This is a genomic window from Halorubrum sp. T3 (genome assembly GCF_000296615.1).
GTDB lineage: Archaea > Halobacteriota > Halobacteria > Halobacteriales > Haloferacaceae > Halorubrum > Halorubrum ruber.
Map to the genome: position 1 here is coordinate 1,128,069 of NZ_JH815329.1, position 13,483 is coordinate 1,141,551.

At 69.6% G+C, this 13,483-nt stretch carries 12 protein-coding genes; 3 read left to right on the top strand and 9 right to left on the bottom strand.

From position 1 onward, the window contains the following. Positions 1 to 108: 108 nt before the first annotated feature. Positions 109 to 1,155: a low specificity L-threonine aldolase gene (locus tag B378_RS0107780; RefSeq protein WP_017343244.1), complete on the bottom strand. Its 1,047-nt coding sequence runs from the start codon at positions 1,153 to 1,155 to the stop codon at positions 109 to 111. Between the two features lie 146 nt (positions 1,156 to 1,301). Here B378_RS0107780 and B378_RS0107785 point away from each other — a divergent pair, with 146 nt between their 5' ends. After that, on the top strand, positions 1,302 to 2,828 hold the full coding sequence (locus B378_RS0107785; protein ID WP_017343245.1) for a carboxypeptidase M32: 1,527 nt from the start codon (positions 1,302 to 1,304) through the stop codon (positions 2,826 to 2,828). Between the two features lie 91 nt (positions 2,829 to 2,919). Here B378_RS0107785 and B378_RS0107790 read toward each other — a convergent pair whose 3' ends face one another. The 3 genes from B378_RS0107790 to B378_RS0107800 all read right to left on the bottom strand — a co-directional run bounded on the left by B378_RS0107790 (position 2,920) and on the right by B378_RS0107800 (position 6,637). Then, positions 2,920 to 4,023, bottom strand: a complete 1,104-nt coding sequence (locus B378_RS0107790) for a GAF domain-containing sensor histidine kinase (protein WP_017343246.1) — start codon at positions 4,021 to 4,023, stop codon at positions 2,920 to 2,922. A 73-nt stretch (positions 4,024 to 4,096) separates the two neighbouring features. After that, positions 4,097 to 4,714, bottom strand: a complete 618-nt coding sequence (locus B378_RS0107795; RefSeq protein WP_017343247.1) for a hypothetical protein — start codon at positions 4,712 to 4,714, stop codon at positions 4,097 to 4,099. A gap of 750 nt (positions 4,715 to 5,464) precedes the next feature. After that, the gene (locus tag B378_RS0107800) at positions 5,465 to 6,637 is read right to left on the bottom strand and encodes a 3-dehydroquinate synthase II (protein WP_017343248.1); all 1,173 of its coding nucleotides are present in this window, start codon (positions 6,635 to 6,637) and stop codon (positions 5,465 to 5,467) included. A gap of 121 nt (positions 6,638 to 6,758) precedes the next feature. Between B378_RS0107800 and B378_RS0107805 the strand changes: the two genes are divergently transcribed. Continuing rightward, positions 6,759 to 8,321 (top strand): HTTM domain-containing protein, encoded by a 1,563-nt coding sequence (locus B378_RS0107805; RefSeq protein ID WP_017343249.1) that lies wholly within the window; start codon positions 6,759 to 6,761, stop codon positions 8,319 to 8,321. Between the two features lie 26 nt (positions 8,322 to 8,347). Here B378_RS0107805 and B378_RS0107810 read toward each other — a convergent pair whose 3' ends face one another. The 4 genes from B378_RS0107810 to trpC all read right to left on the bottom strand — a co-directional run bounded on the left by B378_RS0107810 (position 8,348) and on the right by trpC (position 12,239). After that, positions 8,348 to 9,139, bottom strand: coding sequence for a 2-amino-3,7-dideoxy-D-threo-hept-6-ulosonate synthase (locus tag B378_RS0107810; protein ID WP_004595802.1), 792 nt, complete (start codon positions 9,137 to 9,139; stop codon positions 8,348 to 8,350). A gap of 89 nt (positions 9,140 to 9,228) precedes the next feature. Continuing rightward, the gene (gene trpA / locus B378_RS0107815; RefSeq protein ID WP_017343250.1) at positions 9,229 to 10,101 is read right to left on the bottom strand and encodes a tryptophan synthase subunit alpha; all 873 of its coding nucleotides are present in this window, start codon (positions 10,099 to 10,101) and stop codon (positions 9,229 to 9,231) included. Further along, positions 10,102 to 11,406 carry a tryptophan synthase subunit beta gene (gene trpB, locus B378_RS0107820; RefSeq protein WP_017343251.1) on the bottom strand — a complete coding sequence of 435 codons (1,305 nt, stop codon included), beginning with the start codon at positions 11,404 to 11,406 and terminating at the stop codon, positions 10,102 to 10,104. Further along, positions 11,403 to 12,239 carry an indole-3-glycerol phosphate synthase gene (gene trpC / locus B378_RS0107825; RefSeq protein WP_017343252.1) on the bottom strand — a complete coding sequence of 279 codons (837 nt, stop codon included), beginning with the start codon at positions 12,237 to 12,239 and terminating at the stop codon, positions 11,403 to 11,405. Before trpC ends, trpB begins: the two co-directional genes overlap by 4 nt. 132 nt (positions 12,240 to 12,371) lie before the next feature. Between trpC and B378_RS0107830 the strand changes: the two genes are divergently transcribed. Then, positions 12,372 to 12,836 (top strand): MGMT family protein, encoded by a 465-nt coding sequence (locus B378_RS0107830; RefSeq protein ID WP_017343253.1) that lies wholly within the window; start codon positions 12,372 to 12,374, stop codon positions 12,834 to 12,836. 30 nt (positions 12,837 to 12,866) lie between these two features. Here the strand turns inward: B378_RS0107830 and cmk are convergent, their stop codons facing one another. After that, positions 12,867 to 13,481, bottom strand: coding sequence for a (d)CMP kinase (cmk, locus tag B378_RS0107835; protein ID WP_017343254.1), 615 nt, complete (start codon positions 13,479 to 13,481; stop codon positions 12,867 to 12,869). Positions 13,482 to 13,483 lie beyond the last annotated feature (2 nt).

Here is a 13,483-nt window from a genome sequence, read left to right on the forward strand (position 1 = left end):
GGTTGTCTGTGCGTCCATGCGAGAACGTTGGTCACCCGGCGAATTGAACGTTTCCGTCGGGCGTGCGACAGCGGCGGCGCTTAGGCGGACGCACGCCAACGGCGTCGCTCAGTCCCGGAGGTCGTCGACGACGGCCGCGATCCGCTTGACCGCTTCGTCGACGTCGCTCTCGTCGACGTCGAGGTGAGTCGTGAACCGCGTCGTGTAGTCCGCGAACTCGACGCAGCCGACGCCGGCCTCCTTACACGCCGCGTAGAGCGACTCGGCCGGGACCCCGGCGTCCTCGGTGTGCGCCACGACGATGTTCGTGTCGGGCGCGGGCGCGTCGACGCCGTCGATGGCGTCCAGCCCGGCCGCGAGCCGCTCCGCGTTGGCGTGGTCCTCGGCGAGGCGGTCGACGTTCGCTAACGCGCGGATGCCGGGCGCAGCGATGATGCCGGCCTGCCGCATCCCGCCGCCGAACAGCTTGCGGACGCGGCGCGCGTCCTCGACGAAGTCCTCGTCGCCGGCGAGGATCGAGCCGACAGGCGCGCCGAGCCCCTTCGAGAGGCAGAAGGTGACGCTTTCGACGGGGGCGACGATCTCGCTCGCGTCGACGCCGAGCGCCACCGCGGCGTTGAAGACGCGCGCGCCGTCGAGGTGGACCGGCACGTCGGCGTCGCGGGCGGCCTCGGCGGCGGCCGCGATCCGGTCGACGGGGACCGCGACCCCGCCGCGGTAGTTGTGGGTGTTCTCCAGAGAGAGGAGCCCGGTCCCGGGGCGGTGGAGGTCCTCGTCGACGAGCCCCTCGCGGACCGCGTCGGGCGTCGGGACGCAGCGGTCGCCGGCGTCGATCGTCCGCGTCTGGACGCCGGAGAGCTTGGCCGCGCCCGCCAGCTCCCAGCGGTAGATGTGCGACTCGCGCTCCAAGAGGAGCTCCTGCCCCGGCTCCGTGTGCGCGTGGACCGCGATCTGGTTCGCCATCGTCCCGGAGGGGACGTACAGCGCGGCCTCGGTCCCCACGGCGTCGGCGGCGCGCCGCTCTAACTCGTTGACGGTCGGGTCGTCGCGGTACACGTCGTCGCCGACCTCGGCGGTCGCGGCCGCGTCGCGCATCTCGTCCGAGGGCGCCGTGACGGTGTCGGACCGCAGGTCGATGAAGTCGTCGTCGGACATCGGTTGTATGCCGTTCCGCGGCGGCGGGCATATATCCCGCGCTCGGCGAACGCCCTCGGAGACCGACCGTTTCCGACGGTCCCGAGGCCGATCCACCCGGTTCCGCGTTCGGTCCCTATTTAACGACAGCGGCCGATCCGTGGCGTATGGCAACGGAAGCCGCGCCAGACGACGCAGCCGACGCACCGGACGCCTACGACGCCCTCCTCGACCGCGTCCAGCGGTGGAACGCGGTCGGCAGCGCCTCCGGCGTCCTCGGCTGGGACCAGCAGGTGATGATGCCCGAGGGCGGTACCCCAGCTCGATCGAAGCAGCTCTCGGCGCTCTCCTCCGTCCACCACGACATGGTCACCGACGACGAGACCGGCGAGCTGCTCGACGAGCTCGACGACGCCGACCTCACCGACGAGCAGGCTGCGGTCGTCCGCGAGGTCCGCCGCGAGTACGAGCGCGCCGACGCCGTCCCCGTCGAGCTCGTCGAGGAGATCTCCGAGACCGGCTCCGAGGCGCTCCAGGCGTGGGAGGAGGCGAAGGCCGAGGACGACTTCGAGACGTTCGCCCCGTACCTGGAGAAGCACGTCGAGCTGAAGCGGGAGTACGCCGAGCACATCGACCCCGACCGCGACCCCTACGAGGTCCTCTTCGAGGAGTTCGAGCCGTGCCTCTCGATGGAGCGCGCCGAGTCGATCCTCACGGAGCTCCGCGAGGCGCTCGTCCCGATGATCGACGAGATCCGCGAGTCCGACGTCGACCTCGCGGTCGACACCTTCGAGGGGACCTTCCCCGAGGACGAGCAGGAGGCGCTCTCCCGAGACGCCTTGGAGCTCGTCGGCTACGACTTCGACCGCGGTCGGCTCGACGTCTCCTCGCACCCGTTCACCTCGGGCAACCAGTTCGACTGTCGCGTGACGACCCGGTTCGACGAGGAGGACCCGCTCGGCGCCGTCGGCTCGACGATCCACGAGTACGGCCACGCGCAGTACAACCTCGGGCTGCCGCAGGAGCAGTTCGGCACGCCGCTCGGCGAGTCCCGCGACCTCTCGGTCCACGAGTCGCAGTCGCGCCTCTGGGAGAACCACGTCGGGCGGAGCGAGGCGTTCTGGGAGCAGTTCCTCCCCGTCTTCCAGGAGCACTTCCCGCAGACCGAGGAGGCGACGGTTCAGGACGCCTACGAGGCGTTCAACCAGGTGTACGAGGATAACCTCATCCGCGTCGAGGCCGACGAGCTCACCTACCACCTCCACATCGTCATCCGGTTCGAGATCGAGCGCGACCTGATCCGCGGCGACCTCGACGTCGAGGACGTGCCGGAGGTCTGGAACGACAAGTACGAGGAGTACCTCGGCATCCGCCCCGACACCGACAGCGAGGGCTGCCTCCAGGACATCCACTGGAGCCACGGCAACTTCGGCTACTTCCCCACCTACTCGCTCGGCTCCGTGATGGCCGCCCAGCTGTTCGAGGCCGCGGAGGACGACATCGACGACCTCGACGGGAAAATCGCCGACGGCGAGTTCGGCGACCTCCAAGAGTGGCTCGGCGAGAACATCCACCGACACGGCTCCCGCTACGAGACGAACGAGCTCGTGAAGCGCGCGACCGGTGAGGACTTCTCGGCGGACGCGTTCCTCGACTACGTCGACGAGAAGTACGGCGAGCTGTACGGGATCTAACGGGACGCGAGCGAACGACCGCGCTTCGCGGATTCACGGCTCGACGAGGTTGGCTCGCCGCCTCACGGCTCGAAGACGTCGACTCGCCGTCTCACGATTCGACGATGTCGACACCCCGGATCTCGAACCGGGCTCCGCCGGACGCGCTCTCCGTTATCTCGACGTCCCACTCGTGGGCGTCGGCGATCTGCGAAACGATCGACAGGCCGAACCCGGTCCCGTCGGCGTCGGAGGTGTAGCCCGCGGCGAACACGTCCCCGCGGTCGTCGGGCGGGATGCCTGGGCCGTCGTCGGCCACGTAGAAGCCGTCGGCCAGCTCGCCTATCGTCACGGAGACGTCGTCGCCGCCGTGATCGAGCGCGTTTTTCAACAGGTTCTCGAGGAGCTGTCGGAGGCGGTCGGGGTCGGCGCGAACGTCGCGGTCGCACTCGACTGTGAGCGTGGCCGCCGACGTCGCCAGCGGGTCCCAGCAGTCGTCGGCGAGCCCTCCGAGATCGATCGTCGTGAGCGAGAGCGTCTCAGACCCCATCTTCGCGAACAGCAGCAGGTCGTCGATGAGTCGCTCCATCCGCCCGTGGGCGTCCGCGACCGCGTCGAGGTGCGGACTCGAACACTCCTCGGCAACGAGTTCCAGCCGGCCCGTGGCGACGTTGAGCGGGTTCTGAAGGTCGTGGCTCACCACGGACGCGAACTGGTCGAGCCGCTCGTTCTGCCGCTGAAGCTCCCGCTCACGGTCGAGCCGGTCCAGCGCGGTCGCGGTGTGACTGACGAGGAGCTCCGCCAGCTCGATGTCGTCGTCGTCGAAGTCCCCCGTCGTCGTCTCGACCGCCTGGAACACCCCGTGCTCGCCGATCGGCACGCTGATCCCGGACCGGTACGAGGCGTCGGCCGGCACCGTCTCGTCGTCCGGCGTGACCTCGGCGACGGTGTACGACTCCCCGGTCTGGTAGGTCTTGCCGGCCAGTCCCTCGTCGACGCGCATCCGTTGGCTGCCGTCCGACGGCGCGTCCGCGGAGGTCGCGTACGGGACGAGCCAGTCGTCCTCCCGAATCACGATGGTACACAGGTTGAAATCGAGGAGGTCGGCCGCCGCCGCGACGGTCCGTTCGCAGACGTCCGTGACCGTCTCTTCGGTCTGGATCGTGGTCGCGACGTCGTGGAGCGTCTCGATGACGGCGGCGCGGCGTCGTCCCATGGTGTCGTACTGGAAACGCGAGGTAATGAATGTCACAGGTTCCGGCGGTGCCTCCGGAGGACCACAGGGCCCGTCACACGCCCAGCCGGAACCCGGTCATCAGGACAATCAGCGCGAGCATCACCGCAGCCTCGAACAGCCCGACGACGAGGTTCTTCTTCTCGATCGATTCGAGCCGCGAGGCGTCCGGGTCCGGCGACAGCGTCTCGTAGTACGCGCTGAGCTGGAGCCGGTGCGGGACCGCTAACCCGAACGCGAACAGCCCCCAGCCGAGGCCGAGCGCGAGCCCCGACCACATCCCGCCGAAGCCGTAGCCGAGCCCGAGGTCGGGCGTGAGGAGGACGGTCCCGGAGAGCACCGTCGTCAGCGAGAAGCCGACGAGGAAGAAGACGGCCTTCGGAATCAGCGTCCTGTTCACCGCGGCCGACGCCTCCTCGTCGAGGCCGCCCAGCGTCGGCCCGATAATCGCGGGGAAGATCAGCGCGAAGCCGAACCACACCGCGCCGGCGGCGACGTGCGTGTAAAAGAGCAGCTCGGTGCTCGCGAGCGCGAGGCTCGCGGCGAGGAACGCCAGCGGCACGAGGAAGCTCCCGGCCGCGAACGCCGGGTTCGCGGCGTCCGCGAGGTGGCGAACTCGTTCGACGAATCCCGACTCAGCGACGTGACGGCTACCTTCGTCAGCGACAGCCATGGACGCCGGATCCCGAGTCTCCGTCAAATGCGTTCTGGTCGACACGATCGCAGCCGGTTCTCAGCGGTGACCACGTGCTCACCACCCCAGTACACTGTTGAGTACCCGTAGTTGGTAGTTGACCGCTCTCGATCGCTCAGTACAGAGGAAGAGATGAGCGATAGCGGGAGTAGGTGTAGTATGTCGTGAGTGAGGTCGTTTATAAACCAGAGTGCGGTGTTGCTGTCGGCTGTTTATAAGTGACTGACGCCACCGCGGCGAGTGTCTCCAAAGCCCCAGCCGTGAGGGCGTCGTACGCTCGCTGTCGTTCGAAAGGCGCGAAGCGCCTTTCGTGATGACGAGAGAGCTTTGCTCTCTCGAACCACGCTCCTCGGTCGCTCACTCCGTTCGCTCCCTGCGGTGCTTACGTCGCCTACGACGCCCTCACGGCTGCCCCTTTGAGTCCCGCCCCACACAGCGACCGCACCTCACGCCTCCCCAGCCTCGCCGCTCGCTCCGCTCGCGGCGTCCCTCGCGGGCTGGCTCGCGGCCTCCGCTTCGCTCCGGCCGCTCGCAGGCGCGCCACCGCATCCCTTTTATAACCCCTCGTCGCCGCCGCTCACCGTCATTTAAATACGACATCGCGGCCGGCGATCTGCGATACTCACTCCCGTAACCGATCGAGAAGCACGCTTCAGCTATCGGCTGTTTCAGGCATGTCGGTGTTTATAAAGAGAAGTTTAACAGCGCCCTCCGGTCGCGAGACCCCGATTACTTCTCGATGATGCTCTCCTCGACGGCCTCGCCGAAGTGGCGCGCGACGTCCTCGTAGTAGACGAGCGCCTCGTCGCCCGGCTCGACGTCGGTAACGGCCTTCCGACCCTCGCTCGTCGCGATCTTCACGGTCTCGGCGTTCTGGATGAGCGTCTCGATCCGGTCGGTCCCGTCCTCCGTCTCTATCTCCGCCTGGATCCGGAACATCGGGCGCTTCTCGATCTTCACCCGGCCCACGACCGCCTCGCGGGTGTGGCCGTCGGTGTCGACGACCTGGACCTCGTCGCCGCTCGACAGCTCCGCGAGGTAGTTGGTGCCGCCCTCGGCGTTGCGGACGTACGCGTGGACCGCGCCGGCGTTCACGCGGAACGGTCGCGAGGCGACGTACGGCGACTCCGCGGTCTCGGCGTGGACGAAGAAGAGCCCGCGCGACATCGAGCCGACGAGCATTCCCTCGCTGTCGTCCATCAGCGACCCGGTGTCGATACAGACGCGGTCGGCCATTCCGGTCTGTTCGACCTCGGTCACCTCGGCGTGCCGGAGGTCCAGCGTCTCGCGGTCGGCCGCGTCGCGGGCCTCGACGGCGCCGCGGATCTCGTCGGGCGAGTCCGTGTCGAGAAGGACGCCGTCGGCGCCGATCTCCAGCGTCTCGAACGCGGTTCGGGCCTCGGCGGCGGTCGTCGCGCCCGCAACGAGGTGCGTCTCCTCGCCGACCCGGGCGATGAGGTTCTCTAAGGGGATGATCGACCAGTCCTCGCCGATGACCACGGTGAAATCGGCCTCGTCGGCGGCTGCCTCAGCGAATTCCTCGTACTCGGTGCCGAGGACGCGGACGTACGCCCCCTGCGCGCGGTCGTCGCGGCGGCGCAGCGTGGTCAGGTCAGCCGACCCGGAGAAGTCGTCCGGCATCGAGACCGTCCCGTCCCCCTCGCCGCCCTTGCCGACGAAGTACGCGTCGGCCTCCACGTCGCTCTCGGCGTCGTCGATCACGTCGGCGTCCGAGCGGAACGCCGCCACGTTCACGTCGCCCAGTTCCCGGACGCGGCCGACGTCGTCCTCGTCGACGAGCACCCAGTCCGCGCCGGCCTCGATGGCCGTCGTGACCCGTCGCTTGCGCGCCTCCCAGTCACCGACGTCCCCGTCGGCTTTGACCCAGACCGTGCGTGTCATTGTCGAAACCTCACGGCGCGCCGGCTTGAAAACTGCGAAAGGGTCGTGCGTTGCGGGCGTCGGCCCGGCAGACGACAAAGCACTTATCGGTGAGATAGTATCGTCTGACATACACTCCCGCATGACGCAACCAAGCCAGCGCCTCTCGGACGCGGGGTCCCGGTACGCCGCGGCGCGCGAGTCCCTCCGCGAACGCGCCCGGCCCCACCTCGGGATCGACCCGCGGGCGCTCGGCGCGTTCCGGATCGCGGTGGCGTTGGTGCTCCTCGCGGACCTGCTGATCTACCGGCTTCCGGCGGTGCGGACGTTCTACACGGACGACGGCGTCCTCCCGCGATCGACGCTCGCCGAGGTCTACCCGCTGTTGGAGCGCGCGTCCCTCTACGCGATGTCCGGATCGGCGCGAGTACAGACGGGGCTGCTCGCGGTCGCCGCCGTCGCCGCCGTCTGCCTGTTAGTCGGCTATCGCACGCGGGCGGCCGCGGGCCTCTCGGCCCTCCTGTTCGCGTCGCTGTACGCGCGGAACCCGTACGTGCTCAACGGCGGGAACACGGTGCTGGTCGCGTTCCTGTTCTTGAGCCTCTTCCTCCCGCTCGACGCCCGCTGGTCGCTCGGTGCCGGCCGCCGGAGCGGCGGCGAAGACGAGGAACGGCGAACCGACGCCGACGGAGGCGCGAGCGCCGGGGGAGGAGACGCCGGTGACCCGCGGATCTGTTCGCTCGGCACGGCCGTCACCCTCCTGACGCTCGTGTCGATATACGCGGCGAACGCGGTCTCGAAGTACCGGAGCGACTCGTGGATGTCGGGGACCGCCGTCCCGCGGATCTTCCAGTTGGGCGAGTTCACCGTCGGGCTGGGGCCGCTCGTCTCGGAGTACACCGCGGCCCTCACCGCGACCAACTGGCTCTGGATCGCGCTCCTCTCCGTCTCCCCCCTGCTGGTCGTCGCGACCGAGCGGCACAGGACCGCGCTCGCCCTTGCGTTCATCTCCGCGCACCTCGGCATGGCCGCGACGATGCGGCTCGCGGTGTTCCCGTTCGTCATGAGTTCGATCCTGCTCCTGTTCCTCCCGCCCGGCGCGTGGGACCGCGTCGAGGCCGTCGCGTCGAGGCTCTCCGAGGCCACCGGGCTCGCGGAGACCGATCGGCCGCACCGGAGCGACGGCGGGACCGACGCACGGACCCCGTCTCCGACCCCGTCACGGACCCGCCGCGGGATCAGGGCGGGAGCCGCCGCGCTGCTCGTCGGCTTCTTCCTCGCGCTCGTGTGGTGGCAGGCCGCGGGGGTCGGGCTCGTCGACCTCCCCGCACAGGAGTCGACCGGACAGCTGTCGGAGGTGAGCTGGTCGTTCTTCGCGCCGAACCCCCCGGACGCCTCGGGCTGGTACGTCGTCGCGGGCACGCTCGAATCCGGCGACACGATCGACCTGCGCGACGGCGGCGCGGTCTCGTACGACCGGCCGCCGGACGCGGCGGAGACGTATCCGTCCACTCTCTGGCATCAGTTCGGCTTCAGAATGAAGAACGCCGCCGAGTCGCAGTATCGACCGGTGGCGTCGTACGCCTGCGAACGGTCGGACCGCGACTTGGAGTCCGTGACCGTCTTCCACGTCGAGCAGCCCGTCGACGCGACCGGCCCGGTCGGGGAACCGGACGCGGAGGAGCGAGTGCGCGTCGCCTGCTGACGCGGATCCCGAGCGCGATTGACCCGTTACGCCTCGACGAATCCGCCCGCCCGGAGCGCCTCCTCGACGGCCGCGTCGTCGTGGACGACCGCGGAGACGGCGCGCGCGATTCCCTCGGGGTCGTCGTGCTGGAAGATCGACCGCCCCATCGACACGCCCGCCGCGTCGCCGTCCATGGCGCCGCGAACCATCTCGACGGTCTCGCGGTCGGTCCCCTTCGAGCCGCCGGCGATGACGACCGGGAGCCGGGTCGACTCAGTCACGCGTTCGAAGGAGTCGCCGTCGCCGGAGTACCCAGTCTTCACCACGTCGGCGCCGAGCTCCTCGGCGAGCCGGACCGCGTGGCCGAGTGCCTCGGGGTCGGACTCGTCGACCCCCGGGCCGCGCGCGTACGCCATCGCGAGGACCGGGAGCCCGAGGCGCTCGGCGTCGGCCGTCAGCTCCGCCAGCTCCTCGATCTGGTCCGGCTCGTGGTCGGAGCCGACGTTGATGTGGAAGGAGACGGCGTCGGCGCCGGCGCGGACCGCGTCCTCGGCGGTGCCGGTGACGCGCTTGTCGCTCTCGTCGGGGCCGATCGTCGTCGACCCGTTGAGGTGGACGATGTAGCCGGCGTCGTTCTTGTTCTCGTGGACGCGGGGCGCGATCCCGCGCTGGGTGAGCACCGCGTCCGCGCCGCCGCTCGTGACGCCGTCGATCGTCGACTCGATGTCGACGAGCCCCTCGACGGCGCCCATCGTGATCCCGTGGTCCATCGGGACGATGAGGTATCGGTCGTTCGTGGAGATGCGGTCGAGTCGTGCCGAGAGTCCTGCTGTCATTGTGAGGTGGGTCGTTGTGTGAGAGTGTGGCAATCGGAGGTAAGTCGGTTTCGTTCGGGGACGTATTGGTTCGTTTCGGAGCGAGCGGCTCAGGCCGACTCGACCGGTTCGGTCCGCGAGCGGTAGCCGCGCTCCGCTCCGTCCTTCAGTTCGCGGGAGAGCGCTTCGAGGCGGTCGGCCACCTCCTCGGTCGACAGGTCGTTCTCGACCCCGTCGGCGACGACGTCGACGAGCGCCGACCCGACGATGATCCCGTCGGCACCGCCCGCGACGATGCGCTCGGCGTGCTCGCCCGACGAGATGCCGAACCCGACCGCCTTCGGCACGTCGTACTCGCGGAGCCGATCGAGGCTCTCCGTGGTCTGGTCGGAGACGTCGTCGCGGGCGCCGGTCGTCCCCAGCCGCGCCTGGACGTACACGTAGCCGGAGACGTTCTCCATCATGCGGTCCAGTCGGTCGCCGCGCGTGGTCGGCGCGACGATGAAGACGAGGTCGAGCCCGAACTCGTCGCAGGCCTCGCGCAGCGGGTCGGCCTCCTCCGCCGGCAGGTCGGGGACGACGAGCCCCTGGATGCCCGCGGCCGCCGCCCGCTCGACGAACGGGCGCGGGCCGGTCTCGTCGCCGTACTGATAGATCAGGTTGTAATACGTCATACACACTAAGGCGGCGTCGACGTCCACCTCCTCGGCGAACGCGAAGAACCGCTCGGGCGTCATCCCCGCGTCGAGCGAGCGGACGAGGGCCTCCTGAATCGTCGACCCCTCGGCGATGGGCTCGGAGAAGGGGAGGCCGAGCTCGATCACGTCGGCGCCGCCGCGGTCGAGCGCCTCGACGTACGCCATCGACGACTCGTAGTCGGGGTCGCCGACGACAAGGTACGGGACGTAGGCGGGGCCGTCCGCGAACGCGGCCGCGATGGCCTCGGAGTTGCCCGTTACCGGCTCCGCGCTCCGGTCCGCCATTCAGATCCCCCCCGTGAACATCGACATGTCGGGCGCGTTCGGGAGGTCGCGCTGATCGGTCTCCTCGATGGCGGCGTCGAGGTCCTTGTCGCCGCGCCCGGAGACGTTCACGACCACGCGCTCGCCGAGCTCCTCGTGGTGCTCTTCGAGGTAACCGAACGCGTGCGCGGTCTCCAGCGCGGGGATGATCCCCTCGGTGTTCGAGAGCCGGTGGAACCCCTCTAAGGCGTCGTCGTCGTCGACCGCGACCGGCTCCACGCGCCCCTCGTCGACGAGGTACGCGAGTTCCGGGCCGACGCCTGCGTAGTCGAGCCCGGAGGAGACGGAGTGGCTCTCCATGATCTGCCCGTCGGAGTCCTGGAGGAGCTTCGTCCGGGCGCCGTGGAGCACCCCCTCCTCGCCGGCGTACAGCGACGCAGAGTTCGGGGCGACGCCCGCCTCCTCGTCGACTTCGAGCGTGGACCCGCCGGCCTCGACCGCGCGCAGCGCGACCGACTCGTCGTCGACGAAGTCGGCGAACGCGCCCATCGTGTTCGACCCGCCGCCGGCGCAGGCGACCACGTCGGTCGGGAGCCCGCCGGTCTTCTCGATCGCCTGCTCGCGGGCCTCCTCGCTTATGACCGCCTGGAAGTCGCGGACCATCACCGGGAACGGGTGCGGGCCGACGATCGAGCCGATCACGTAGTGGGTGTCCTCGACCGTCTCAGCCCAGTCGCGCATCGTCTCGGAGATGGCCTCCTTGAGCGTGCCGCGGCCCGTCGTCACCGGCTTCACCTCCGAGCCGTTGAGCTTCATCCGGAACACGTTGGGGCGCTGGCGGTTGATGTCGCGCTCGCCCATGTAGATCGTACAGGGCATGTCGAGGTGCGCCGCCGCCATCGCGGTCGCGGTGCCGTGCTGGCCGGCCCCGGTCTCCGCGATGATGCGCTCTTTGCCCATGTACTTCGCGAGGAGGACCTGCCCGAGGGCGTTGTTCAGCTTGTGCGCGCCGCCGTGGAGGAGGTCCTCGCGCTTGAGGTACACCTCCGTGTTGTAGCGCTCCGAGAGCCGATCGGCGCGTTGGAGCGGGGTCGGTCGCCCGCCGAAGTCCGCGAGGCGCTCGCGGAACTCGTCCATGAACCCGTCCTCGTTGTCGAGGACGTAGCGCTCGTAGGCGTCGGTCAGCTCCTCGATCGCGGGCATCAGCGCCTCGGGGACGTACTGGCCGCCGTAGCGGCCGAACTTCCCGTCGTCACGGCCGCGCTCGCGGCCCGGCCGTCGCGAAAGCTCTCCAACCTCGCTCGTCGATGATTCGGTCTCGCTCATGTGGGTGTCTCCGTGGTGTCAGTCGTGTCGTCGAGTCTCGGGTCCGCGTCTTCGTCCTCGTCCGCCTCCGCCCGCACCAGTTCGCGCGTGTTCGCCGCCACGTCGCCGTCCATGATCGCGCTGCCGACGAGCAGGGCGTCGGCGCCCGCCGCGCGCATCCGGCGGACGTCCGCGGGCGAGCCGATCCCGCTTTCCGCGATCAGCGTGACGTCGTCCGGGACGTGGGGCGCCACGGACTCGAAGGTTCCGAGGTCGACGACGAGTTCCGCGAGGTCGCGGTTGTTCACGCCGATCGTCGTCGCGCCCGCGTCGAGCGCGCGCTCTAACTCTTCCCGGTCGTGGACCTCGACGAGGACCTGAAAGCCGCGGTCGCGGGCGGCCGCGAGCAGGTCCGGGAGATCGTCGCCGACGAACCGCGCGATCAGGAGGACGACGTCGCTCTCGACGGCGTCCAACTGCGCCTCCTCGACGACGAAGTCCTTCCGGAGGACCGGCACGTCGACGGCGTCGCGCACGCGTTCGAGCGTGTCGACGCTCCCGCCGAAGTGCTCCGGCTCGGTGAGCACGCTCAGCGCGGCCGCCCCGCCGGCGACCATCCCCTCCGCGAGCGCGACGGGGTCGTCCTCACGGCTCCCCTCTGTCGTCGGGCTCGTCGGCTTCACCTCGGCGATCACCGGGACGCGCCCGTCGGCCTCGGCCCGCTCGAACGCCGCCGAGAGGTCGCGGGGCGAGACCGAGACGGCCTCTCCGGCCCCCGCGGCCGCGTCAGCGCGGTCCCGTGCGGCGGACAGGATCGACCTGACCGCCGGCGCCAGCTCGTCTGGATCGTCCATTACTATACACTAATGTACGTATCTGTTCATAAGGCTTGCGGGGGACCGGACCGATCCGCTCGGCTCCCGGCCGGCGGCGCGAACCGGTCTCGCGGGAGGCATTTTAAGTAAGCGACCCTCCCAATGAAGGGTATGAGTGTATCGGGCACGTCCGGCGTTTTCGCCCGCGAGTTCGACGTCATCGACCGGACAGTCCAGATAGGTTTCGCCGGCGGTCGCGTCATCTCGGTGTCGTTCCCCGCCGAACCGCCGGGGGATGCCGACGGCGACCACGACCTGTTGGACCGGATCGACGCGTACCTCGGCGGCGAGCGCGACGAGTTCGCCGAGGTGGCGCTCGGCCTCACCGTGCCGACCGACCAGCGGGAGGTGTTGGAGTCGCTCCGGAGCGTGCCGTACGGCGAGGAGGTCTCCGTGAGCCGGCTCGCGCGGCTCGGCGGGTTCGATCCCGACGACCCGGACGACTTAGAGACCGTGACCGGCGCGCTCGACGATAACCCGATCCCCATCTTCCTGCCGGACCACCGTGTGAGCGGCGGGCCGTACGCGACGCCGGGCGACGTCCGGAGCGCGTTCCGGCGCGTGGAAGGGTTATAAATCGGGTCGGTCCCGAACCGAACGTGGCGCTCAGATATCGAAGTCGGGCGTGTCGAACGCCCCCTCGTCGGCGGTGACGTCGTACCCCTCGATCCCGGTGAGCGCCAGGTCCAGCGTCGCCTCCTGGTCCCACCGGCCCGTGTTGATGACGAGGTCGTAGATAGAGCGGTCGGACAGATCGATGCCGTAGTAGGACTTGTACCGCTGTTCCTCGATGACCTCGCGGACCTGCATCTCCGAGGTCATCTCCTCGCGGGCGGCCGTGCGGTCCGCGCGGACCTCGTCGGGGGCATCGAGCCAGATCCGGATGTCGGCGCGGTTACCGGCGATCCAGCCCGCGAGCCGCGACTCCAGCACGAACGCCTTGTTCGCGGCGCCCCACTTCTCGGCGATCCGGCGGAGCCGGCGGTCGAGCGCGCGGTCGATCTCCTCGGACTCGCCGGTCTCCGCGATCAGCTGCGAGAGGCTCATGTCGCGCTCGGCGGCGATCTCGCGGAACAGCTCACCCCCGGAGACGTAGCCGCAGTCGAGCGCCTCGGCGACGCCCTCGACGAGCGTCGTGGCCCCGCAGCCCGGCGGGCCGGAGACGGTGACGAACAGGTTCCGGTCGATCCGTCTGTCGGGCTCCGGCGAGGTGCCGCTCATGC

Bases quoted from the DNA above. Each gene is read 5' to 3' on its own strand.
- B378_RS0107785 (WP_017343245.1), top strand. From the start codon at position 1,302: ATGGCAACGGAAGCCGCGCCAGACGACGCAGCCGACGCACCGGACGCC.
- B378_RS0107830 (WP_017343253.1), top strand. From the start codon at position 12,372: ATGAGTGTATCGGGCACGTCCGGCGTTTTCGCCCGCGAGTTCGACGTC.
- B378_RS0107790 (WP_017343246.1), bottom strand. From the start codon at position 4,023: ATGGGACGACGCCGCGCCGCCGTCATCGAGACGCTCCACGACGTCGCG.
- B378_RS0107800 (WP_017343248.1), bottom strand. From the start codon at position 6,637: ATGACACGCACGGTCTGGGTCAAAGCCGACGGGGACGTCGGTGACTGG.
- B378_RS0107805 (WP_017343249.1), top strand. From the start codon at position 6,759: ATGACGCAACCAAGCCAGCGCCTCTCGGACGCGGGGTCCCGGTACGCC.
- B378_RS0107795 (WP_017343247.1), bottom strand. From the start codon at position 4,714: ATGGCTGTCGCTGACGAAGGTAGCCGTCACGTCGCTGAGTCGGGATTC.
- B378_RS0107780 (WP_017343244.1), bottom strand. From the start codon at position 1,155: ATGTCCGACGACGACTTCATCGACCTGCGGTCCGACACCGTCACGGCG.
- B378_RS0107810 (WP_004595802.1), bottom strand. From the start codon at position 9,139: ATGACAGCAGGACTCTCGGCACGACTCGACCGCATCTCCACGAACGAC.
- trpA (WP_017343250.1), bottom strand. From the start codon at position 10,101: ATGGCGGACCGGAGCGCGGAGCCGGTAACGGGCAACTCCGAGGCCATC.
- cmk (WP_017343254.1), bottom strand. From the start codon at position 13,481: ATGAGCGGCACCTCGCCGGAGCCCGACAGACGGATCGACCGGAACCTG.
- trpC (WP_017343252.1), bottom strand. From the start codon at position 12,239: ATGGACGATCCAGACGAGCTGGCGCCGGCGGTCAGGTCGATCCTGTCC.
- trpB (WP_017343251.1), bottom strand. From the start codon at position 11,406: ATGAGCGAGACCGAATCATCGACGAGCGAGGTTGGAGAGCTTTCGCGA.